Here is a 22007-nt window from a genome sequence, read left to right on the forward strand (position 1 = left end):
GGCTCGGTGGCGAGCCCGAACCGCGAAACGGAATCGATGAAGGACGGCTCGGACGCGGTGAGCGACTGGCCGCTGCTCAATGCGCTGCTGAACACGGCGGGCGGCGCGTCGTGGGTCTCGCTGCACCATGGCGGCGGCGTGGGCATGGGCTTCTCGCAGCACTCGGGCGTGGTGATCGTGGCGGACGGCACGCAGGCGGCGCACGAGCGTCTGGGCCGCGTGCTGCACAACGATCCGGCCACGGGCGTGATGCGCCACGCGGACGCCGGCTACGAACTCGCGCAGCAAACCGCGCGCGAGGCGGGTCTCAAGCTGCCGATGCTCGGCCGATGAGCGATGTGACGCCGCCGTTCAAACGCGGCGGCGTCACGCTTGCGAGCGCTCGCTCAGAGCGTTTCGGGCAGCCGGTGTGAGTCGTTGTCTACGCAACAGACCAGCACCTCGGCATCCTCGGCGCCCGTGCTCAGATACACGTGCCCCACGGCGCTGTCGAAGTAGAGGCTGTCGCCGGGCGACAGCCTGAAGACAGTGCCGTTTTCAAAATGCAGTTCCAGCTCCCCGCCGAGCAGGAACAAAAACTCCTCGCCGCTGTGGCGGATGTAATCGGGGAACGCGTCCATCGTGCGGGCGTGGATGCGTCCGCGCATCGGCACCATGCGCTTGCCCGTGAGGTCGTTGGCGATCATGCCGTACTCGTAGTTCGGCGTGTCGTAGATCATCTGCTTGCCCGCGCGCGTGAGCGACGGCTTCATCGGGCCGGCCGCCTTGCGCTTCCTGCGCCCGAAAATCGTGTCGAAGTCCACGTTCAGCGCGTGCGCGAGCGCCGCGAATTTGTCATAGGTGAGCGCAATGTCGCCGCGCTCGGCCTTCGAAATCGTCGAGACGGCGATGCCCGACAACTCCGATAGCTGCATCAACGTCAGCTCGCGCGCCTTGCGCGCTTCGCGCAAACGCGCGCCAACGGCCGCATGATCGATCTCCGTTGCCGCCTGTCCGGTTGCCTGCCTGGTTGCCTGTCCGGTTGCGTGATTTTGTGCTGCGCTCTTTGCCATGGAAGGGACGGTTCCCGGTTACGGGTTTTGTCGTATACGAGAAATGATTTTTTCTCGTATATGATAACTCGCATCTCGACTCCCTTTTGAAGGAGCAGCGTCGTGGCCTCAATTGCACTGGGAAAAACGGGTCTTTCGAAGGGCCAGGTCATTGCCGCGACGACGCTGGGCACGGCGCTCGAGTACTACGACTTCACGATCTACAGCTTCTTCGCGATCCAGATCGGCAAGCTGTTCTTTCCCTCTGCCTCGCCGGTCAACCAGTTCCTCCTTTCCATCGGCCTGTTCGGCGTGGGCTTCGTGGTGCGTCCACTCGGCGGCATCGTCATCGGCGCCTATGCGGACCGCGCCGGGCGCAAGCGCGCCATGGTGCTCACCATCATGCTGATGGCGCTGAGCTGCGCGCTGATCGCTTGTGCGCCGCCGTACGCGGTGGCGGGCATCGCCGCGCCACTCATCGTCCTTGCGGCGCGCCTGATCCAGGGCTTCGCGGCGGGCGGCGAGTTCGGCCCCGGCACGACGCTGCTCGTGGAATATGCGAGCGACAACACACGCGCGTTCTTCGCAAGCTGGAACTTCGCGGCGACGGCGCTGGGCCTCGCGCTTGGCGCGACGGTCGCCACGCTCGTGAACGTGCTGCTGCCCAAGGAAGCGGTCGACAGCTGGGGCTGGCGCATTCCATTCCTCGTGGGCATCGTGGCGGCGCCCGTGGGCATGCTGATTCGTCGCCGCCTCGAAGAGACGCTGAGCGCGGCGCCCGCGCACGGCGCGCCACGAAGCGGCGCACTGAAGGAGGCGCTCACCACGCATCTGAAACTGACGATACTCGGGACTTTCGCCGAACTCGGCGGCTCGGTGTCCATCTACATCACGGCGTTTTTTCTGCCGAACCACGCCGTGCGCGTGTTGCATCTTTCCTCCACGGCGGCGGTCACGTCGGGCGTGGTCAGCTCGCTCGTGCTGTTCATAGCCGCGCCGCTCGTGGGCAAGCTCGCCGACCGCTACACCCGCAAGCGCGTGCTCGTGATCTCGCGCGTCGTGCTGCTGCTCAGTGTGTATCCGGCGTTCGCATGGCTTTCCGCCGCGCCTTCCATGGCGCTGCTCTGCGCGGTATCCGCCTTCCTCTCCGTGTTCGTGGCGGGGCAGGTCGTGCCGGTGCTCGTGATGATCCCCGAACTCTTCCCACGCGAAGTACGCGCCACCGGCATTGCGCTGACCTACGTCGTGAGCGCCTCGATCTTCGGCGGATTTTCGCCACTTGTGGCAAGCTGGATCGTCGCGCGCACAGGCAATCCGCTCGCGCCCGCCTGGTATGTCGCGGCTGCCTGCGCCATTTCGCTGATCCCGCTCGTCTGGCTGCGCGACCGCACCGGCGAGGCCATCGGCTGATCACCACTTCATCAGGAAACCGAACGATGTCCAACAACACCGAACTGGTCGGCCTGTCCGCCGTCGAACTGCGCCGTCTGATCGGCGCGAAAGCCATTTCGCCCGTTGAACTGCTCGATGCTTGCATCGAGCGCATCGAAGCCGTGAATCCGGCCGTCAACGCGATTACGGCGACGTGTTTCGACGCCGCGCGCGAAGCGGCCAAAGTGGCTGAGCAGGCCGTCATGGACGGCAAACCGCTCGGCCTGCTGCACGGCCTGCCGCTCGGCGTAAAGGATCTCGAAGACACGGCGGGCCTGCTCACGACCTACGGCTCGCCGATGTCGCGCGGCCACGTGCCCTCGCGCGACGTGGTGCTCGTGGAGCGCCTGCGCGCGGCGGGCGCGATTCTCGTGGCGAAGACGAACGTGCCGGAGCTAGGTGCGGGCGCGAATACGCGCAACCCGGTATGGGGTGCAACAGGCAATCCGTTCAACCCCGCACTCAATGCGGGCGGTTCGTCGGGCGGTTCGGCGGCGGCGCTCGCGTGCGACATGCTGCCGGTTTGCACGGGCTCCGACACCGGCGGGTCGCTGCGCATTCCCGCCGCGAAGTGCGGGGTAGTGGGCTTCCGCCCGTCGCCTGGGCTCGTGCCCAATTCGCGCCGCCTGCTCGGCTGGACGCCGATCTCGGTGGTCGGGCCGATGGGGCGCGACGTTGCCGAAACGGCGCTGCAACTCGCGGCAACCGCGGGCGAATCGGCTGGCGATCCGCTGAGCTATGCCGTGGATGCCAACGCGTTTGCCTTGCCTGCGCACATGGATCCGTCGACGCTACGTATCGGCTATACCGAAGACTTCGGCTGCTGCGACGTCGACCCGCAGATTCGCGCCGTATTCCGCGCGCGCATGGCGGAACTCAAGCGCATCGTCCACACCTGCGAGCCGGTGGAATTCGATCTTGGCGACGTGCATCGCTGCTTCGACGTGATTCGCGCGGAGAGCTTCGTCGCGGGCCTGCATGCCGCCTATACGCGTGACCCAGGTGCGCTCGGTCCGAACACGCGCGCGAACTACGAAATGGGCGCGAAGATGTCGCTCTCGGACAGCGCGTGGGCGCAAGCGGAGCAAACGCGCATCTTCCAGCGCTTCCAGAGCGCGTTCGCGCGCTACGACGTGATCGTTTCGCCCACCACGCCGGTGACGCCGTTCCCGTGGACCGAACTGTATGCCGCGCAGATCGACGGCCGCGCGCAAGAGAATTACTACCGCTGGCTCGCGCTCACGTACGTCGTGACGCTCACCACGCATCCTGCGCTCGCGCTGCCATGCGGCGTCGATCACGCGGGCATGCCGTTCGGACTCCAGATCGTAGGTCCGTTCCGCGGCGACATGAAGACGCTCGCCGTCTCGCAGGCGCTGGAAACGGCGTTTTCAGCGTATCCTCTTCTGCGTCGCCCGCGCCCCGATCTCGCGCGCCTGACGCAAGCCAATCCGGCGCTGACGTCCATCGTCACGGCGCCTCCCATTCACGACCCAGCCGGTAGCGACGCTGCCGGCCTATCGGCGGTATGAACATGAGCAACGACATCCAAAGACTGCAAACCAACGCGCGCATGAGCCAGGTGGTGATCGCCAATGGCGTGGTGTATCTCTCGGGCCAGGTGCCCGATACCGCAGGCGCGCCGATCGACGTTCAGGCTACCGAAATCCTCACGCGGATCGACAAGCTGCTCGCATCGGCGGGCGTGGACAAAACGCGCGTGCTGACCGCGAACGTGTGGCTGAGCGACCCGAAGCATTTCGAGGCGTTCAATGCCGTATGGGACGCCTGGGTTCCGCAGGGGCACGCACCCACGCGCGCCTGCGTGCAGGCCTTGCTGATGCGCCCGGGCCTCGACGTCGAAGTGGCCGTCACCGCGCTCGCCTGAGTGCCTTCGAGCCAGGAACATTGCGTGATGAAATTCGATTCGGTCGTGCTTGGCGGCGGTATTGTCGGCGTTTCCGTGGCCTTGCAGTTGCAGCGGCGCGGCCTCTCGGTCGCGCTCGTGGACCGCAGGGCACCAGGCAACGAAACATCGCACGGCAACGGGGGATTGATTCAGCGCGAGGGCGTCTACCCCTATGCGTTTCCGCGTGAGCTTGCCATGCTGCTGCGCTACGCGCGCAACCGCTCGACGGACGTGCGCTATCACGCGGGGGCGATGCCGAAGCTGCTGCCTTTTCTCTATCGCTACTGGCACCATTCGCGCGCCGACCGGCACGCCGAGATCGCTCGCGCGTATGCCACGCTCATCGAGCATTGCGTGACCGAGCATCGCGCGCTGATCGAGGCGGCGGGCGCACAGGCGCTGTTGCGCACCAACGGCTGGATGAAGGTGTTTCGCAGCGCCGCCGCCATGGACGCCACGGTGGCCGAGGCGCGGCGCTGGCAGCGCGAGTACGGCGTGGGCCACGAGGCACTGGACGGCGCGGCGCTGCGCGCCGCCGAGCCCGCGCTCAGCCACGCGCTGGTGGGCGGCGTGCGCTACACCGATTCCGATTCGGTTAGCGATCCGAATGGATTGGTGACGGCCTACTCGAAGCTCTTCGAGCAGCTAGGCGGCCGCGTGCTGATTGGCGACGCCGCGACGCTCGAGCCGTCGTGGCGCGTCATGACACAAGATGGCCCCGTGCTGGCGAAGTCGGCGGTCATTGCCATGGGGCCGTGGTCGGGCGATCTCACGGCGCGGCTGGGCTACGAATTGCCGCTCGCCGTGAAGCGCGGCTATCACATGCATTACGCGCTCACGAATGGGGCGAAGCTGAACCAGCCGGTGCTCGACGCCGAAGCAGGCTTCCTGATTACGCCCATGGTGCGCGGCACGCGCCTCACGACCGGCGTCGAACTCGGCTTGCGCGATTCGCCGAAAACGCCCGTTCAGCTCGAAGCCGTGGAGCCGCTCGCGCGCGATATCTTCCCGCTGGGCGCGCGGCTCGATGCCGAGCCGTGGCTGGGCCGCCGCCCCTGCACGCCCGACATGATGCCGATCATCGGGCCTGCGCCGAAGCACGACGACCTGTGGTTCGCTTTCGGTCACGCACACCACGGTCTCACGCTCGGCCCGGTCACGGGGCGCCTGATCGCGGAAATGATGACGGGCGCGCCGACGGTGGTGGACCCCCGGCCATTCCGCGTCGAGCGGTTCTGACTTGGCGCGCACCGGCGCACGTGGTTAGAACCGGTAATTGAGCCCCGCGAACGCCGTGATCTCGCGGCGGCTCTCGGTGATCGGACTGTCGGCGGCGTAATGCTGAAGGCGTCCGAACGTTGCGTTCACCGAACCGACCCAGTGCTTCGAGAAGTCGTGCGTCATGTAGAACGTCATGTGCAGATCGCGAATGCCCGCGCCCGGCGCATACGCCGGCAAGCCGGATGCCGCGCTCTCGTCCGGCGTCACGCCGAATAGCGTGCGCGTGTAGACGCCGTTGGCCCACGTGAGCCCCGGTCCCACCGAAAACAGCCACCCCGTGAGCGGCAGCGACACATAGAGGTCCGCCGTTGCGGTCGTACCTTGCCCGTGGCCGCTGATGTCCTGATACATCGCAACGGCGCCCGTGAACGCCCACAGCGTGTAATCGGCGAAGAGGCGCAGCTTCGGGCCGTCATCGACATTGCTCAGGCCGTGCAGATGCGGGTCGTCCGACACGGTGCGCGACTGGAAGTCGAAGCTCAGCGAAGCGCCCACATGGTAGTTCTCCGCTGAAATCACGTTCACGCCCAGCACGTCCGGCCCTTGCGAGAAGAAGCGGTCGCGGTACGAGATGTCGAGCGACGGGAACGGATAGACCTTCATGTGGCGCGCGCCCGGATACTCGGGCGCGAAATAGGCGCCCGGACCGATCGAGATTTTCCACGGCGAGTCGGTTGTTGCGGTACTGGCGGTGTCGGTATCGGCCCATGCGTGCGAGGCCAGGGTCAGCGCGGCGACGCACGCCAGCCCTTTCAGTACTGCGGATTGCTTCACGTATTTTTCCTTCCCACTGCCGCCAGTTGGCGCAGACGCCGGGCGAGCGCCTTGGAGACGACCGGCGCGTCCTTCGCGCCGCGCGCGACTTCGCTTTCGCGCAGGAACAGGGCCGTTTCGCGCGCAACGATCTCGCGTTCGTTGTCCGAGGTGATCATGTGATACGAATCGTCGAGCCACAGCGTGCGCAGGAAGTTCGAGCCGATGCGGTCGATCACGTGGCGCGGGTTGCGCGGGCTCGACGTTTCGTCGTCGATCGCGTGGATCACGAGCGTGTCGTTTTCGATCGCGGCGACATCCTTGCGCGCCGCGCGTGCGAGGCGCAGCGCCTGATGCAGCGCGGGCAGCGCGATCGTCGAAGGGCCGACCTCGCTGAAATCGCTGCGCTGCATGGCGCGCGCGATTTTCTTGCGCAGCGCTTCGTTGCGCACGCCGAACGGTTCGGCCTCGCGATAGCGGTAGCGGTGGCGCAGCGGCGTGAAGTACGCCCAGTCGAGCAGGAAGCGATACCACGGGATCGCCCAGCCGTCGTAGGCGAGCGTGAGCGAGAGCAGCGCGAGCGACTGCGCGGCGGGCCGCTCGCGAATCAGACGCAGCGCAAGTGCGCCGCCGATCGAAAGCCCGCAGATCGAGACGCGCTCGTAGCGCGCCGCCAGGGCGTCGAACTCGCGCGCGGCGTTTTCGACCCATTGTTCCATCGGCAGCTGGCCGGTGCCGGCGCTATAACCGTCGATGACGGGCGCGCATACCGTGAACCCTTCGCCCTGCAGATAGCGCGCGAGATAGCGCAGTTCGATCGGCGAGCTGGAGAGCCCGTGAAGCATGAGCACGGCGTGGCCGTCGCCTTCGCAGAAAAAGCGCGTGGACTGCACGGCTGTCGTTTCGGGAGCGGCCAGCTCCATGTCGAGCGTCGCCATGTCAGCTCTCCGTGCGCAGCACGAGAAAATCGCCCGCGTGAGTGGTGAAGCGTTCGCAGCTGCAATTGATGTGCCGGTACTCGCGCTTGTGCTGCTCGCTGCGCAGACGCACGCGATGATGGCCCGGTGACAGGGCGTGCGTGAGGCGCTGCACGTCGTCGGGATGCAGCGCGTCGAAGAGCGGGCCGGGCGCGACTTCGGCGGCGGCCGGCAGCGCTTGCGACATGCTCTGTCCCACGCTTGCGCGCTGGGCGGCATTGCGCTCGAGCCCCTTGATGAGGATGAAGCCTTCGTGATGCTGCGCGAGATGCCGCAGCAGGCGATGCGTTTCATCGACGGCGCGGCGCGCCAGCGCGCGCTCGTTGTCGTGACGCAGCAGCATTTCGTAGCGGGACTGCGCGACCGAGGTGATCAACTGCGCGCGAAACTGCTCGCGCCGCAGACGCTCGATCAGCGTGATCACGATGATCGTGACGAGCGGATAGGACACCATCAGGATCACATCGCGCGTGTCGAGGAACGTAATGTAATTGTAGGGAGGCACGAACATATAGTCCGCAATGGCGAGACCCAGCACCATCACGGTCAGCGCAGGCGCGAGGCCGAGGAAGTATTCGACCAGCGAAGCGGCGATACAGAACGTCGTGCCCGGCATCATCGGACCGAGCAGGGGATGCAGTGCGAAGCGGATGGCGCTCGCGAGCGCGAGCGCGCCAGCGGCAATGCACCACCGGCGCGGGCCTCTTGGCGCCCAGAGGCGGGCGTTACGAACTTTCATGGTTTCCCGGGTCGCCCGCCGCGTGACGGGCCGTCGCGCGCGTATTGCGCACGGGCAATCGCTGACGCTTTAGTTGTAAGCAGTGCAAGGAATTCGACAGGAACGGCAGAACGGCGCGGCGGTGACCGGCCTGTCACCGTCAGCGCTCTGACGATTTTTTCGAGTCCCGAATATTACCACTGTTTACAAACATCGGATCGGCGATAAAAAGCCGCCGGGAGACCGTCTCGGGATTCAGACGTCAGGATTCGACATCGGCCAGGCTGAATATTCCGGTCTTGTCGTTATACGAAAAGATCTCGGCGTAGCGGCCCCAGGCGATCACGGCGTCGAGCGTTTCCTGCGCGGCGTCGTCGGCAAGCAGGTCCTCCAGTTCCTGTTCGAAGCGCACGCGCGGGGCGCGATGTCCGGGGCGCTCATTGAGCACCGTGCTGATCCGCGCGGCGAGCGGCACGTTGCGCAGCAGGTGTTCGGCGAACATCAGCTTGCGCTCCTGCGTATTGAATTCGTTGAAGGTCTTGCCCGCGTGCGTGAGCACCACGTCGCCTTCGCTGACCTCCGCAAAGCCGAGGTGCTGCAGCATTTCCGCGACAGGGAAGAGCTCGTTGATTTCCAGTTGCAGCGTTCGCGCGATTTCCGGCATGTCGGCGCGGCCGTTGTAGGGGGCGGCGGCCAGCGTTTCGATCAGGCCCGCCATCAGGTTGACCGACACGCCCGGCAGCGAACTGCCCGGCTCGAGTTCGGGCTTCGCCGGCGCGCCCGCCTGGCGTGCGGTCATCTTTGCGTAGATGTCGTCGACGAGCGTGCGGAACACCGGGTCGAGACGATTGCGCGGATGCTTGAACGGCACCGGAATTTCGGCCACCACACGGCCCGGGTTCGACGACAACACGAGAATGCGATCGCACATGAACACCGCTTCCTCGATATTGTGCGTGACGATCAGCACCGACTTGATCGGCAGGCGGCCTTGCGTCCACAGGTCGAGCAGATCGGTGCGCAGCGTTTCGGCCGTGAGCACGTCGAGCGCGGAGAAGGGCTCGTCCATCAGCATCAGCGTGGGATCGACCACGAGCGCGCGCGCGAAGCCCACACGCTGGCGCATGCCGCCCGAAAGCTCGCGCGGATAGGCGTTTTCGAAGCCGTCCAGACCGATCAGGTCGATGGCGGCGAGCGCGCGCTTGCGCCGCTCGTGCGGGCCGACGCCGATTGCCTCCAGTCCGGCCTCGACGTTTTCCAGCACCGTGAGCCACGGGAACAGCGCGAAGGTCTGGAACACCATCGCGACGCCTTCCGCCGGACCGCGCAGCGGCTTGCCGAGGTAGTTCACGTTGCCGCTGGTGGGCGGAATCAGGCCGGCGATGATACGCAGGAGCGTGGACTTGCCGGAGCCCGAGCGGCCCAGCAAGCCGACGATCTCGCCTTCACGCAGCGTGACGTCCACGTCGTCGAGCACCAGTTGCTCGCCCGGGTTCTTGCCGAAACCGCGGCATACGTGCTGGACGCACATCACTTCCTGGCCGATGCGGGGCCGCGTCTGCGGCATGTCGGGAGTGGTCGTTTTGAGGTTTTGCATGAGATTGATACTCAATCAAGACGAAGGCAGGACTCGGCATACGCGTACAACAGCCGATTCGGCGAAACGAAAAGCGCGTGAAAGGGAATGTTCAACTCACGGCCACGATCAGGGAGCGCCTCGCTTTTTCAACGATGGCGAATCTTCGTGACCGGAGTTTGGCAGAACTTAGGAAAGCCGGGACTTGATCCGGCGCCACAGGCCTTTCCATGGGTGACGGCGAACGGGTTCGAGCGACAGCAACGCTTCGTAGTGTGAGTGCGCCTCGTTGACATGAGGCAAATGCGACAAAAGCAGACCGAACATCATGATGTTTCTCCGGACGTCTGGCGTGTATGGGCGAGTGCAAAGCCCGCAGACGTTCGGTCGCCGCGCAGTCGGCGCGGTTGCATGGGTCTACGTGCTTTCCTCGGACAAGCTTGAAGGCAAGCGGTAAGGGCAACTGTCACTGTCGGGCATGTCGGCTCCTGTTCATGCTGGGCGCACGCCAGCGCCCCGGCGCAAAGCGGGTTACAGGCGAACGGCGGCCGCGAGCGCAAGCGCTCGCCGGGTCGCGCCAAGGCGAACGCGTGCGGAGCCCGCGTCGGCATGGCGCTATGGTTTGGGGTGCACGAAGGAAGATTGCTACGGCGCGCACCGTCTGCCTGCTGGCAGGACGGCGGCTCGGGAAAGGGAGCGGATGTCCTGCCGGTCAGGCAGCGAAACGGTTCGAAGATCGACTACTACTACTGTCCAAGGCATCGGCCCCATTGAGAAGACGGGCGAATTCTAGTCTCGGTAAAAACACTAAGTCAACCAAAATTGCTAAGCAGAGCAGAGATTCAATTCTGAAGGTTGAAGAAACGCCGTTGAAAGAAATTGGAGTCTGCGGGGCTGTCGCTGGCCGGCCTCGTGTTTATGCTTTTTTTACTTGCTTTTTTATCTGCGTGCCCAATACAATCCGCCCCGTCATAGCAAAGGAGTCCTCCGTGGACGCATGTTCTAGCAGTGGAAGTCCGATGCCGGCCAGCGCCGGCAGCACAACCGCGAGATAGTCGCCGCAGGTTCACTCCTTCGCCGCTAACTCGCTTACGCCGGGTTAGCGCGCTTCGTTACCGACTGGTCTCAGTCGCCTTTGCGACCAGTCTCTCAGCAGCACGCTCCCTCTGATTGATTGCCATTTGCAAGCTTGCTTGCAGAAATGGCTGCGCTTTCGCATTTCGTCCGCTTATCGCAGCGGCCAACGCGGAGGGATGATGTTCGTCTTTCTCTTTCCTGTCTTTCAACTGCGCGCGTTGCGGGCTGTCTGCCGTCGCGCACGGGTTCTGGTGGCTGCAGCGGCGCTCGCCTGCCTGCACGGCTTCGCTTTCGCGGCTGCGGTTCGCGCCACGCCCGCCGGCGTGCGCCGCCGTTCGATGCACCTCGCACGCCGCGCGGCGCAGATGGCGGCACGCGGCGCGCTGCGCACCGTTCACGCGGGGCATCCGCTCACGCCCACGGGTTACGTGCTTCTCGGCGCGACCGTAGCGGCAGCCGCGCTGGTTTCGCTGCTGTGCGCGTCCGCGTCCGACACTGAGCCGGAGCATCCTTTATGGCCGCGTTTGCGCTTCGCGTAGAAAACCTGCGCGCCGGACACAGTTTCATCAAGCTTCGCAGGCACGCTCTGCGTTGAATAGCGGACTCGTCCGCAACTTACTACAGCCCCACAAATACTATGAAGAAAATCCTCAAGAGCAGGCTGCTCGGTTCGCGCGGCCCCATTACGCTGAGCGCTGTCCTCTCGCTGGGCGTCGTGCCTGCCGCCTTCGCGCAGACCAGCGGCGAAAATGCGCCCGCTCAACCGGCTTCGCCTGCCTCACCGGCTTCGTCATCCGGCGCAGCGGATCAGCAACAAGCGCCCGCTGCCGATCAGAACGCAGCCGCGCCCACGGGCCTTTGGGAACGCTCGAACCTCTTTGGCGATATGGGCGGCTTGCGGCCCTGGCTCGCGCAGTACGGCTTGTCGTTCGGCCTGCAGGAAACCAGTGAATACATGGGCAACGTGAGCGGCGGAACGAGTCGCGGAGGCGCCTATCAAGGCGTCACCGAATTCAGCCTCGGCATGGACACGCAGAAGGCGTTCGGTTTGCCTGGCGGCATCTTCAATGTGTCCGGCTTCCAGATTCACGGCACGAGCCTGACTGCGCGCAACCTGCAAACGCTGCAGAACGCGAGCGGCATCGAGGCCGATGCCTCGACCCGCCTGTGGGAGTTGTGGTACCAGCAGACGCTGCCCGGCGGCAAGGTCGACGTCAAGGTCGGTCAGCAAAGCCTCGACCAGGAGTTCATGGTCAGCCAGTACGCGAATACGTTCATGAACGCGACGTTCGGCTGGTCGGCGCTGCCGTCCGTCGATCTGCCTGCGGGCGGCCCCGCGTATCCGCTTTCGTCGCTCGGCGTGCGCGTGCGCGCTACGCCTACGGACGCGATTACCGTGCTCGGCGGCGTATTCGACGGCAACCCGGCGCCGGGCGAGGGCGACCCGCAAAAGCTCAACGCGAGCGGCACGAATTTCAACCTGGGCAACGGGGCTCTGGTGATCGGCGAAATTCAATATGCAATCAATCAGCCGCCCGCCAATAATTCGGATCCCAAACCAAGCGGAATGCCTGGCACCTACAAGCTTGGCTTCTGGTACAACAGCAACCGTTTCGCCGATCCGGCAACGGGCGTGACGGGCGTGGGCGGCCCGGTTAGCCATCGTGGCAACTACAGCATCTATGCCGTGGCGGACCAGATGGTGTGGCGTCCGAGCGCCGATAGTCCGCAGTCGGTGGGGGTGTTCGCGCGCGTGATGGGCGCACCCGGCGACCGCAACCTGGTGGACCTCGGGGTCAACGCGGGCGTGACGCTCAAGGCGCCGTTCAAGGGACGCGACAACGACGTGGCCGGCCTGGCGGTTGGCTACGCGCACATCGGCTCGCATGCGCAGGACTACGCGAGCGCCCAGGCGATCTCGACGCCCGGCTACCCGTCGCGCAGCGCCGAGACGGTTCTGGAAGCGACTTACCAGTATCAGATCGCGCCGTGGTGGCAATTGCAGGCGGACTTTCAGTACTTCTTCCGGCCGGCCGGCGGCATCCCGGACCCGCAGAATCCGTCGCGGCGGATTGGCGACGAGGCGGTGCTCGGCCTGCGTACGACAGTCGCGTTCTGATTGGAAAACGCCGTTCCTGCCGCCGGATTGGCGGCGGCAGGAACGTGCAGGATGACGAAATGCTGCGTTACGCATATGAAGAGACGAGCGAAAGACGAGGGAAGACCCCGATTGGTCGGACTTGCGATTGATCTAGACTCCAGTGGCGAGTGCTGCGCAGCTTTTCGATGCGGCACCAGTTTCCAAACGCAGATTTCGTTCCATGAAGCATCCGATCCAGGGATGGCTTTTGGGTGTCTCTCTTCTGGCGCTTGCCAGCGTCTCGGCGGCCGAACCCGCCAAGGCGGCGCACACCCAGAAGCCTGTCCAGAAGCACGTCCAAAAGCACGTCCAGAAGGACGCGAGGGGCCACGCCCCGAAACACGCCGTTGCGGCCGCACCAGCGCCGGCGGCGGCGCCATCCGTCTCTTTGCCCGCCATTGCGAAGCGCTTCGAGTACCAGTCGCCGTTTGAACGGCAGTACGACGCGCATCTGGCGAAAACCACCGCCGCAACGCCTGGCATTCCGGACGATACCGACGCCACGCTCGATCCGGGCGCGAGCGGGACGCGCACGCCGGGCGCTCAGGTCGACAGCAATGGCGTGCCGAACCAGGCGCTTCATCCGCAAACGCCGCCGCTCGTCACCGTCGGCGACTGGGATCTCTCGGCCGACGCGCATCTGCCGTTGACGCGCTCGCATGACACCGGTGCGGCGATTAGTGCCCGGCGCGGCTTCTAGAACGAAAATCCCCCTGTCACCCGCTTCCTTACCGCCGCGAGGTAATTGGTAAGGCATTGCCGTTGTGACACGTTGCTCCCGGGAATGCGAATGAGGCGAGTCAGTAAGCTGACAAGCTCAACTACCGCAAAAAAGATCCTCCCCGGACCCACGCCCCATGTCACAACGACGCCCAACCTGTTCGCGCATCCTGGGTCAGCTCCTGCTCCCCGTGCTGCTCAGCTCGACGCTGATGCTGCAGGGCTGCGCGACGACCGCGGAAAATCTTGCCCTGGGTTTCGGTATCGGCTCGGTCGGTACCATCTCCGCCCTGGGTTGCCTGCTCGCCTGCCAGATGAACGACGCGCGCTGGTAACCGGCGCTCAGTAGTACATCCAGCGCCCGTACTGCGGCGACCAGTACACCCAGCGCGCCGGCGGTTGCTGGTACTGCGCGCCCCACGGTGCGGGCGGCGGGTAGTAAGCGGGCCGGGGCTGCGCGTACATGGGCTGCTGCTGCGGGTATTGCTGCTGGGCGTATTGCTGCGCATACACCGGTTGCTGCTGCGCATAGGCGGGCGGCTGCGCGTAGGCCGGCCGCTGCTGTGCATACGCCGGCTGCTGGGCATAGCCAGACGGCTGGGGCGGCGGCGCGTATTGCTGGGCTTGCGGTGGGATCTGTTGCTGGACCCGTGGCTGCGCCGGTTGGTAGTAGGGTTGGGCGTAACCCTGGCCCTGCGTCGAGTAGATCTGCGCGGAGCGCGGCGGCTCCGGTTCGTCGACGGTTTCGTCGTTCGCCAGCGACTCCGGCGGCGCGACGTCGTCCTGCGCGGGCGGCGTTGCCGCAACGGCGCGATGGTTCGCGCTCGCCTGCGCGTAGGCGTGCGGCTGCGCTTGCGGTTGCCGCGCGGCCGCAGCCGGCGCAGCGTCGGCGGCTTTCGCAACGGTGGCGCGCGCGTTCGTCTGCCCGGGAGCCGGCGCTGCCGCTGCGGCCGGCGCCGCGGCAGTGGAATCCTGGACGTCTTGCGCCTCTTGAGTCTCCTGCGCGCTTTGTTCGCTTTGCGCGCCTTGCGCATCCGCGAGCGGCTTGACCACGACCGGCACGGTCATGACCGTCGAGACCTCGCCCGCGTCGCTATACGTGTGCTTGATGTCGAGGATGGGCTTCTGCGCCGCCGCGCCCGCTGCCTTCTTCGCAGGCGCCGTAGCAGGCGCAGCGGCGGGAGCCGCCGCCTGCGCCATCTCCTCCCTGGCTGCCTTGTAACCCCGGTCATAGGCCGCCTGGACTTCGCGGTCCTGCGCCGCGGCGTCGTCTTCCTTGCTATAGGCGTGGGACGCTGCCGATACTGCGCAGCCCGTTGCAAGCAATGCGATGGCCGTCGCGTGCCGTGCGGTCGTGTCCATGGAGGGACCTCTAATTCTGCTTTTCGATGACTTCATCGTACTACGCGGCTTGTGACATTCAAGCGGCGGGAAACCCCCTGGGTATGCAGCCGAACGCAAGCGCTCAACCCGGCGACGCTTGCCCCAGCAACCACTCCCGGAATGCGGCCAGGCGGCTCTGCCTGATGTCGATCGTGCGGCACGAAACGAAATGCGTTTCGCGTAAAAAGCGGGTGAAGCGGTCGGCGCCTGGCGCCACCAGATCGCCGCGCGCAAGCTCGCGCTCGGCGAGGCGGGTACTTTCGAGCACGACGCCCATGCCGTCGGCCGCCGCCGAAATCGCGAGCGCCGCACGATCGAACGAGGGCCGAGGCCGGTCGGTCAACGGCAGGCCGTTCGCGGCGAACCAGTCGCGCCAGGTCACGCGGCTCAATGGGCTGTCGATCAGCGTGGCCTCCTGCATCAATGCTTCTATCGAGCCCGCGCTCGCCAGCAATGCGGGCGAGCACATCGGCACGAGCGGTTCGACGCCGAGCGCCACCGTCTCCACGCCCGGCCGCTCGAGCGCGCCGCCGTACGAAATCGCCACGTCGATTTCCTGAGCGCGCGTGAGGTCAAGCGGCTCCGGTCCGGTGGAAAGCCGCAGCGTGATGTTGGGGTGATGGCGCGCGAAGTCGGCGAGCCTGGGCCCGAGCCATTTCACGGCGAAACTCGGTGCGCTGTATACGGCGAGCACCTGCGCTTGGGGCGCAAGCGAGACTTCGGTGCAGGCCGACTCGATGACGTCGAAAACGCGGCTCAGGCTGTCGAGTAGACGCAGCGCCTCGGGGGTCGGATCGATGCGGCGATATTGCGCCGGATGAAGAGCGGTCGCCCGAAATACGCCTCGAGTTCCTTGACCTGATGGCTGATCGCCGCGAGCGCGAAGCTCTGGAGCCGTGCCGCGGCTTCAAACGCGCGCAGCAGCACAAAATTCGGAATTTTGCGCACGTTCGACCCCGAGATAGGTGAATGCGGCTCATGTTTTCATGAACATCCATCGTTTGTCGCGCGCGAATCATGCCGAGCACAGGCAGCACCTGAAGGCGCGGCTCGTCGCCGCGTGCCGCGCGTTCGCGTTGCAGGGCTTCGGCTACGGCTACGGCTTCGTGGGGCACCTCACCGTGGGTCGGCGCGCGCATCTGGATCGCGCGGGAGATGATCACGTGGGCGATCATCTCCGGGCTCATGATGTTCGCGAAGACCGCCGCCATGTTCTACACGCTGCGCTTTCTGCTGAGTCTCGCGGAAGCGGGGCTCTCCCCCGGCGTGACCCTGTACCTAACCTACTGGTTTCCCCCCGAGCGCCGCGGCAAGATCATCGCGCTCTTCATGACCGGCGTTCCCATTTCGGGCGTGCTCGGCGGCCCGTTCTCGGGCTGGATCCTGCATTCGATGAGCGGCACGCACGGGCTGGTGGGCTCGGTGCTCGCGGCGGGTAGATCCGCCGCTTGCACTCGCCCCAGCGCGATCATCATCGCGATGCAGGGCAGCACGGTGAACAGCACCGCCCGTTGAGCGGCGCCGCCGCCGGGGCTTCGCGTCCAGCATCTCGCCAACGATCCCCAGCAAGAAGGCCGCTTTCGGCCGCACCGCCTGCTCGATGAGCGCAAGCACCGCACGCAATTGCGTCGTGCCCTCGCAGGACGCGTGTGCAAGCGAGGAAAACTCTTACCGCTTTCGGGGCATCCACCGACTTGGGTAGTTCAAGGCTGCCTTGTCGAATGTCAAGCCGGGCCGAGTTAATACATCGCGCATCGGCGTTGATCCATTTTTCGGACTTATTCGATTGCGCTGTCTCGAATTCTGAAAAAGGATAAGCGCTGGTGCCGGATAGTCCGTCGCCGTTCAAAGGAGTTGAATCCTTGAATTCACGCGATCCGCTGGTGCGTCCCGGTATCGACATTCACCAGTATTACAGCCTCGACATACCTTCGTCTGCGAGTTCGGCTCTGGCCGATATCTATTCGTTCACGGGCACGCGCGCCGTCGGCGAGCCGACGAAATACACAATCCAGTTCAGCCATCCCCTGCATGATCTCTCGCGTACCGACTACATTAACCGGATGGCCTCGTTCGTCATCCAGCCCCCGCCTGTAAGCCGCTGGAGCGAGCCTGAGGTGCCGCAGCGCATCCAGGGGATGATTACCGCCTTTGCACAGATCGCCAGCAATCACGCTCAATCCCTGTACGAGGTCACCCTCGAATCGCGCCTTGCGTTGCTGCGCAACAGGCCACGCGTCCGCTACTTTTTCGACATGAGCGAACCCGAGGTAATTGAGAAGATTCTCAGAGAACACGAGTTCAACCAGATTTTCGCGGATTACCAGTTCGGCCTCTACCGCACCTACCGCAAGCGCGCGATCATCGCGCAGTGGGGCGAGGATGATCTTGCTTTCATTACGCGCCTGTGCAGGCGGACCGGCATTTGGTTCGTATGCGAAACGGGCAAGCGCTGTGAGGTCGTGCGCTTCGGGGACGACTACTCGAAGTACATCCACGACAACGCGCGCTTCACGTATCCGTACCGGGAGCTGAACGGCCTGCATACGGTCGCGCGCGAGTCGGTGCGGTCTCTCGAGATGCGCGCCACGATGCAACCCGCGAAATTCTCGGTGCGCAGCTACAGCCCCGAGCAGCCGAACAACGAATGGATCAACGGTGCAAAGGCGATCAACGGGGACCGGACGACCTACGGCGAGACCTACATGTGGGGGCTCGACCTGGTTGACGAAAATGACGCCGCGCGCGAGACGGAACTCAGGCAGGAGGCGGCAATCGCGGAACAGGTCGTCTACCGCGGGACGGGAGACATGCTGGAGCCGTGGCCTTCCTGCGTGCTGAAGCTGTCAAACCGCGATCTGCCTGACGTTAAGTACGGGCTGCTGATTGTCAGCATGACATGCAGCGCGTCGCGCAACGAAGGCTACAACGTCGAATTCTCGGCCATTCCGAGCGACCGGCAATACCGGATGCCCCTGAAGGAAGAAACGTGGCCTCGCATTGAGGGCGTGGTTACTGGCACGATTGCTTCGACGAAAGGCTACGTGGGGCCATACCTGGACGACCAGGGGCGCTATATCGTCAACCTCCATCCGGATCGCGACCCGCGCACGCCGGGCGTCGAAAGCTGCCCGATGCGGTTGGCAAAGCCATTTGCGGGAGAAGGGCAAACGGGCTTTCACTTCGGCCTTGAACCCGGAACCGTCGTGACTGTGGCATTCCTGTGGGGTAATCCTGACAGGCCATTCATATCTCAAGTACTGCATACGGCACTGCACACGGACCCGCTCGTTGTCGGGCATCCATGGGCTATGCGGCACACGATACGCACGCGCAGCAACAACACGCTCCAGATGGACGACCGCAGCGGCGAGGAGCATATCAAGATCGCGACCGAGTGCGGCAAATCTCAGCTCAACCTGGGTCATGCAGTAGACCGCCAGAACAAGGAAAGAGGCAAAGGCTTTGAGCTTCGTACGGACCTCAAGGGGCATGTCCGCGCAGGCGGCGGCCTGCTTCTGTCCGCCAATGAGCAGCAGAAGGCGCAGGGCCAGCTTACGGACATGGACGCCGTATCGAGCCAGTTCAACATTACCCAGGCACAAGCGCAGGGACTAGCCGCGGCTGCAACGATGGCGAAGGCCGAGATCGCCGATCTCAAGGCCGAGAATGAATGGCTAAAAAGCGAACTGGTGGGCCTGAAGAAGGCGGTGCTCGCATTGTCAGCCCCAAACGGCGTCGGGATCGCGACGCCGCAGCGCATGATGGTATCGACGGGCAAGGATACGAGCTTTGCGACCTCGTCGGGCTTTAACGTCAATGCCCTGAAGAACATTGCCCTGGCCGCCGTGGAGACGGTTTCGCTATTCGCGCAACGCACTGGCATCTTTATCGCGGCAATGCGCGGCAAGGTGCAGATTCAGGCGCAGTCGAATGCGATGGAACTTGCTTCGCAATTAGACATGAAATTCTCCAGCGTCGCCGGGACGCTTACTGCCAATGCAGCGAACGGCGTTGTCCTGAACGGTGGCGGCTCGGCGTACATCAAGGTTCACGGAGATAACGTCGAAATTGGCGGCGCTGGGGACCTTATCATCAAGGTCCCCGATATGGATAAACAGGGACCGGGGTCGCTGTCGCTTCCCTTGCCGAAATTCAGTCAGACCGATGCACCGAGCGATGAGCGGTTCATTCTCAGTGACGGTATTACGGGCCGATCGCTCGTGAATCGCGCGTACAAGATTCAGATGACAGACGGTCGCATCGTGGAAGGCGTCACGACTGAAAAGGGCGAAACCTCACTGACACAGAACGACGTTGCGCAAGGCATCAAGTTGATGCTTTCGAAAATCAAGGGGGCCTGATTCGATGGAAGAGCAGAACAACCAGCCGGATACCCAGAGTAACGCGCAGCCAGGACCGTATCAGCACAATGTGATGACCAACGTCGTGCCGATGCAGCGTGACCACCTTGGTCGGCCTTTCTGGGAGTCATTTCAGTCACCGGCAGGCTATCAAGTGCGCGCCGAAGCGCGCGTGCCGCCGCATATGCCTGGCATCATCATTTTCGTGCATGGGGTGAATTCGGAGGGGGAGTGGTATCGGCTCGCGGAAAAGGCGGTCTGTGATGGACTCAATGTTAGGCTCGGTCGCACTGATTCAACTTCATTGACGGCTAACGTCTATAGCGACGACGATCAAGAAGGCAAAAGTGTAAATCCGCGTCAGGTAGTTGAGTTTAATAACTCTCCCGTGATCCGTTTCTATTGGGGGTATCGCAGTGACTACGAAGACCTGAAACGCTGGTGGGTGCCTCTGCGCAATCTCCACGGTGACAACGGATGGGCACCAGCATGCAGCAAGGATGGTGGCCCGTGGTATTGGGGTGGCGGCGCGTTCCAGAACGGCACAAACAACCTGCAGCAGTTGTGGAGTAACAAGGGCTTTTCGCGCTACATCTATGGTTTCGACATGCAACACCTCAACACAGAAGTTGATCGGCAGTTGCAGGATGCACCGCCGCGCATTTACTACTCGCATGCAGCGCAGCGCCTCGCGAAACTCATCGACAAGATTCGCGAAAAAAATCCGCGCGACACCATTACGCTGATGTCGCACAGTCAGGGCACCATGATCGCAATGGCCGCGACCTTGCTCTGCAAGGAACGCGCACCCGATGCCGTGTTCGTGATGAACTCGCCCTTCGCGCTGGACGACAAGATGACGGATGCGCTGACATGCGGCAGCGAGCGGCCAACTGCTGAAGCCCGTGTAAAGACCTTCAAGGCTGTCGCCAACCGCATCAAACAGGACAAGCAGGTCTATACCGAAGAAATGATGCAGCAGTTGCATGTCGGCGCTTCCCAGGACATGAACTTCTGGCGACCCGACCTGAAACTGAACTATGGCGCACCGGAGCGGGATAACCACGGGCGACTGTACGTCTACTTTACGCCCCATGATCGCGTGATGGGCGCGGTGCCCCTGCAAAGCATCGGCTGGCAGGGCGTGAGCGACAAGTTGCTTGATGAGCTGGGTGATACCGTCAAACAGCGCATGCTTGCTCGCAGTATGGCGGTTGGTGACGAGCCGGGTGTGCGCAAGTTTGGTACGTTGCCGCGGATTGCCGAGGATCAACTCGTGCCCGGCGCGAAACCCACCGATTTTTGGAACGGCAATCGAGGCGTGATGGGTGGGCTTTTCGGTCTCTCGAATATCTGGGCAATACCGAACGCAAATCAGACGGTGACGGTGAACGCGGAAAAGGTGCCAAACCCGCTGACTGCGGAAGAAATGGTGCCATTTGAGAAGTCACGAAAGTACGCGCCGGAATACGGAAAATTCAATGTCGATCCGAAAAATCCGGATCAGGGTGCGTTCGAAGACGAAACTTTCCTGTACTACGCGTCAATATACGAGCCGGAAGAATGTGTTAGGCGCGATGCTGTGTACAGCAATTCCGGACGGCAGAGAACGATTGAATCGGGCGAGGAAGTGATCAATCGAATTTCAAAATACAAGCCTGAGCCAACCAATCACAGCACGCTTCCGTCGCATCCCGAGTTCATGTCGCGTGTTGTCGCATGGGACCTTCCAGTAGGTCTTTGCGACTCCTTCGAGGACAGAGAGTTCTGGTTTGATCTAGTCAAGGCGGCTGAGTGGACGAGTGGTCACGATACCTACTTTGATTACGGAACATTTGATGAGGTTGAAAAGCCTGCCACGATTGACTGGACTACTGTTGCGGAGGAAACCAGCAAGGCGGAAGCGAAACGCATTCAATACGGGGAAAATTATCGTGGTTCGTAAGCTCATCGTACTGACCCTTTCGGTCGCTGCTCTCGGCTGTGCTGCGAAGCAGCCATGGTCTTTCAACCTCGCTGACTTTCTCTCCGCAAAGGAACTACCCTACGACTCGCCACCGCAGGTGATCTATCGTATTGACGACCATCGCTTCGTGACCCTGGAGCATTACCGGGACTGTAACTACGGCAATACGTTCTACAACGACACGAAGTCCGGAATCCATAGCTATCTCGGTCGTGGCACTGTTGAGAACTTTCAGGGGCGCGTTATCAACGCTGATCCCACCGGCAGGAATCTGGTGTTTCCGGCGGCGACTCCACCGCATACCGTATGCGGCAATGGCGAACGCGGCTGCAATCCAACGATGGTCTACTCAACAGACGGCGGACGAACGTTTGATGCCATGACCTATATAAAGGGAAGTTTCAACCCCCACGAAGAATCGAAGGATTTCATCATCACCGCGACAACTGATGCAGTTTATGTTACTCGGAAGCTCGGTGACACAACCAGCAAAACAACAACGACGAAGTATCCGATGCGCCCTGGATTCGTATATTTTTCAAAAGAAACGTTGCCGGCTGGAATTCACGTTGAGCGTAGCGTCCCTGCTCCGGTAGGCATGCAAACTCCATCTGGTCAAGATCACATTACATGCGACGCCTCGATCAAGCCGACCAACCCTGATGCTGTTCTGAGATGATA

The 22007-nt window shown here is 63.4% G+C and carries 18 protein-coding genes and 4 pseudogenes; 14 read left to right on the forward strand and 8 right to left on the reverse strand.

The features are described from left to right. Window positions 1–333 (forward strand): annotated as a pseudogene (locus A3CW_RS47355) (urocanate hydratase); the annotation flags it as partial. Window positions 334–386: 53 nt separating this feature from the next. Here the strand turns inward: A3CW_RS47355 and A3CW_RS0123725 are convergent. Then, window positions 387–1052: a helix-turn-helix domain-containing protein gene (locus tag A3CW_RS0123725; protein WP_028205791.1), complete on the reverse strand. Its 666-nt coding sequence runs from the start codon at window positions 1050–1052 to the stop codon at window positions 387–389. Window positions 1053–1154: 102 nt separating this feature from the next. Between A3CW_RS0123725 and A3CW_RS0123730 the strand changes: the two genes are divergently transcribed. From A3CW_RS0123730 to A3CW_RS0123745, 4 genes are read left to right on the forward strand one after another with little or no spacing between them, the layout of a single operon-like run. Then, on the forward strand, window positions 1155–2441 hold the full coding sequence (locus tag A3CW_RS0123730) for an MFS transporter (protein WP_028205792.1): 1287 nt from the start codon (window positions 1155–1157) through the stop codon (window positions 2439–2441). Window positions 2442–2467: 26 nt separating this feature from the next. Further along, the gene (locus A3CW_RS0123735; protein ID WP_028205793.1) at window positions 2468–3994 is read left to right on the forward strand and encodes an amidase; all 1527 of its coding nucleotides are present in this window, start codon (window positions 2468–2470) and stop codon (window positions 3992–3994) included. Between the two features lie 2 nt (window positions 3995–3996). Beyond that, on the forward strand, window positions 3997–4350 hold the full coding sequence (locus A3CW_RS0123740) for a RidA family protein (protein WP_028205794.1): 354 nt from the start codon (window positions 3997–3999) through the stop codon (window positions 4348–4350). A 27-nt stretch (window positions 4351–4377) separates the two neighbouring features. Next, window positions 4378–5610, forward strand: a complete 1233-nt coding sequence (locus A3CW_RS0123745) for an NAD(P)/FAD-dependent oxidoreductase (RefSeq protein ID WP_028205795.1) — start codon at window positions 4378–4380, stop codon at window positions 5608–5610. A gap of 24 nt (window positions 5611–5634) precedes the next feature. Here the strand turns inward: A3CW_RS0123745 and A3CW_RS0123750 are convergent, their stop codons facing one another. From A3CW_RS0123750 to A3CW_RS53390, 5 genes are all read right to left on the reverse strand, one after another. Further along, window positions 5635–6426 carry a MipA/OmpV family protein gene (locus A3CW_RS0123750; protein ID WP_028205796.1) on the reverse strand — a complete coding sequence of 264 codons (792 nt, stop codon included), beginning with the start codon at window positions 6424–6426 and terminating at the stop codon, window positions 5635–5637. Then, window positions 6423–7328: an alpha/beta hydrolase gene (locus A3CW_RS0123755; protein WP_035513776.1), complete on the reverse strand. Its 906-nt coding sequence runs from the start codon at window positions 7326–7328 to the stop codon at window positions 6423–6425. The genes A3CW_RS0123750 and A3CW_RS0123755 overlap by 4 nt, the downstream gene beginning before the upstream one ends. A gap of 16 nt (window positions 7329–7344) precedes the next feature. Next, a complete protein-coding gene (locus A3CW_RS0123760; protein WP_028205798.1) occupies window positions 7345–8121 on the reverse strand; it encodes a DUF4118 domain-containing protein in 777 nt (258 codons plus the stop codon). 241 nt (window positions 8122–8362) lie between these two features. Continuing rightward, on the reverse strand, window positions 8363–9667 hold the full coding sequence (locus A3CW_RS0123765) for an ABC transporter ATP-binding protein (RefSeq protein ID WP_028205799.1): 1305 nt from the start codon (window positions 9665–9667) through the stop codon (window positions 8363–8365). A gap of 198 nt (window positions 9668–9865) precedes the next feature. Then, window positions 9866–10006, reverse strand: coding sequence for a hypothetical protein (locus tag A3CW_RS53390; protein ID WP_169739116.1), 141 nt, complete (start codon window positions 10004–10006; stop codon window positions 9866–9868). A gap of 923 nt (window positions 10007–10929) precedes the next feature. Between A3CW_RS53390 and A3CW_RS50300 the strand changes: the two genes are divergently transcribed. From A3CW_RS50300 to A3CW_RS47370, 4 genes are all read left to right on the forward strand, one after another. Next, window positions 10930–11292 (forward strand): hypothetical protein, encoded by a 363-nt coding sequence (locus A3CW_RS50300; RefSeq protein ID WP_051481669.1) that lies wholly within the window; start codon window positions 10930–10932, stop codon window positions 11290–11292. A 98-nt stretch (window positions 11293–11390) separates the two neighbouring features. Next, the gene (locus tag A3CW_RS0123775) at window positions 11391–12872 is read left to right on the forward strand and encodes a carbohydrate porin (protein ID WP_028205800.1); all 1482 of its coding nucleotides are present in this window, start codon (window positions 11391–11393) and stop codon (window positions 12870–12872) included. Between the two features lie 142 nt (window positions 12873–13014). After that, the gene (locus A3CW_RS0123780; protein ID WP_154678013.1) at window positions 13015–13593 is read left to right on the forward strand and encodes a hypothetical protein; all 579 of its coding nucleotides are present in this window, start codon (window positions 13015–13017) and stop codon (window positions 13591–13593) included. 157 nt (window positions 13594–13750) lie between these two features. Further along, window positions 13751–13948: a hypothetical protein gene (locus tag A3CW_RS47370; RefSeq protein ID WP_035513754.1), complete on the forward strand. Its 198-nt coding sequence runs from the start codon at window positions 13751–13753 to the stop codon at window positions 13946–13948. Window positions 13949–13955: 7 nt separating this feature from the next. Here the strand turns inward: A3CW_RS47370 and A3CW_RS47375 are convergent, their stop codons facing one another. Next, the gene (locus A3CW_RS47375) at window positions 13956–14975 is read right to left on the reverse strand and encodes a hypothetical protein (RefSeq protein ID WP_051481670.1); all 1020 of its coding nucleotides are present in this window, start codon (window positions 14973–14975) and stop codon (window positions 13956–13958) included. Window positions 14976–15078: 103 nt separating this feature from the next. Then, window positions 15079–15944 (reverse strand): annotated as a pseudogene (locus A3CW_RS47380) (LysR substrate-binding domain-containing protein). A gap of 71 nt (window positions 15945–16015) precedes the next feature. Here A3CW_RS47380 and A3CW_RS53920 point away from each other — a divergent pair. The 5 genes and pseudogenes from A3CW_RS53920 to A3CW_RS51155 form a co-directional block, all read left to right on the forward strand. Beyond that, window positions 16016–16120: pseudogene (locus A3CW_RS53920) on the forward strand (class II aldolase/adducin family protein); the annotation flags it as partial. Between the two features lies 1 nt (window position 16121). Continuing rightward, window positions 16122–16415, forward strand: a pseudogene (locus A3CW_RS0123800) (MFS transporter); the annotation flags it as partial. A 443-nt stretch (window positions 16416–16858) separates the two neighbouring features. Then, a complete protein-coding gene (locus A3CW_RS47385; RefSeq protein ID WP_035513756.1) occupies window positions 16859–19360 on the forward strand; it encodes a type VI secretion system Vgr family protein in 2502 nt (833 codons plus the stop codon). A 4-nt stretch (window positions 19361–19364) separates the two neighbouring features. Then, window positions 19365–21305, forward strand: a complete 1941-nt coding sequence (locus tag A3CW_RS0123810; protein ID WP_028205803.1) for a T6SS effector phospholipase Tle3 domain-containing protein — start codon at window positions 19365–19367, stop codon at window positions 21303–21305. Next, on the forward strand, window positions 21295–22005 hold the full coding sequence (locus A3CW_RS51155; protein WP_245623724.1) for a T6SS immunity protein Tli3 family protein: 711 nt from the start codon (window positions 21295–21297) through the stop codon (window positions 22003–22005). The genes A3CW_RS0123810 and A3CW_RS51155 overlap by 11 nt, the downstream gene beginning before the upstream one ends. Window positions 22006–22007: the final 2 nt, after the last annotated feature.

This window comes from Paraburkholderia nodosa DSM 21604, from assembly GCF_000519185.1.
Taxonomy (GTDB): domain Bacteria; phylum Pseudomonadota; class Gammaproteobacteria; order Burkholderiales; family Burkholderiaceae; genus Paraburkholderia; species Paraburkholderia nodosa.

What these genes read in the sequence shown, in the direction of transcription:
- A3CW_RS0123765 (WP_028205799.1), bottom strand. Translation starts at nt 9,667, where the DNA reads ATGCCGCAGACGCGGCCCCGCATCGGCCAGGAAGTGATGTGCGTCCAG.
- A3CW_RS0123735 (WP_028205793.1), top strand. Translation starts at nt 2,468, where the DNA reads ATGTCCAACAACACCGAACTGGTCGGCCTGTCCGCCGTCGAACTGCGC.
- A3CW_RS0123810 (WP_028205803.1), top strand. Translation starts at nt 19,365, where the DNA reads ATGGAAGAGCAGAACAACCAGCCGGATACCCAGAGTAACGCGCAGCCA.
- A3CW_RS50300 (WP_051481669.1), top strand. Translation starts at nt 10,930, where the DNA reads ATGATGTTCGTCTTTCTCTTTCCTGTCTTTCAACTGCGCGCGTTGCGG.
- A3CW_RS0123745 (WP_028205795.1), top strand. Translation starts at nt 4,378, where the DNA reads ATGAAATTCGATTCGGTCGTGCTTGGCGGCGGTATTGTCGGCGTTTCC.
- A3CW_RS0123725 (WP_028205791.1), bottom strand. Translation starts at nt 1,052, where the DNA reads ATGGCAAAGAGCGCAGCACAAAATCACGCAACCGGACAGGCAACCAGG.
- A3CW_RS0123760 (WP_028205798.1), bottom strand. Translation starts at nt 8,121, where the DNA reads ATGAAAGTTCGTAACGCCCGCCTCTGGGCGCCAAGAGGCCCGCGCCGG.
- A3CW_RS0123740 (WP_028205794.1), top strand. Translation starts at nt 3,997, where the DNA reads ATGAGCAACGACATCCAAAGACTGCAAACCAACGCGCGCATGAGCCAG.
- A3CW_RS0123775 (WP_028205800.1), top strand. Translation starts at nt 11,391, where the DNA reads ATGAAGAAAATCCTCAAGAGCAGGCTGCTCGGTTCGCGCGGCCCCATT.
- A3CW_RS47370 (WP_035513754.1), top strand. Translation starts at nt 13,751, where the DNA reads ATGTCACAACGACGCCCAACCTGTTCGCGCATCCTGGGTCAGCTCCTG.
- A3CW_RS0123755 (WP_035513776.1), bottom strand. Translation starts at nt 7,328, where the DNA reads ATGGAGCTGGCCGCTCCCGAAACGACAGCCGTGCAGTCCACGCGCTTT.
- A3CW_RS53390 (WP_169739116.1), bottom strand. Translation starts at nt 10,006, where the DNA reads ATGATGTTCGGTCTGCTTTTGTCGCATTTGCCTCATGTCAACGAGGCG.
- A3CW_RS47375 (WP_051481670.1), bottom strand. Translation starts at nt 14,975, where the DNA reads ATGGACACGACCGCACGGCACGCGACGGCCATCGCATTGCTTGCAACG.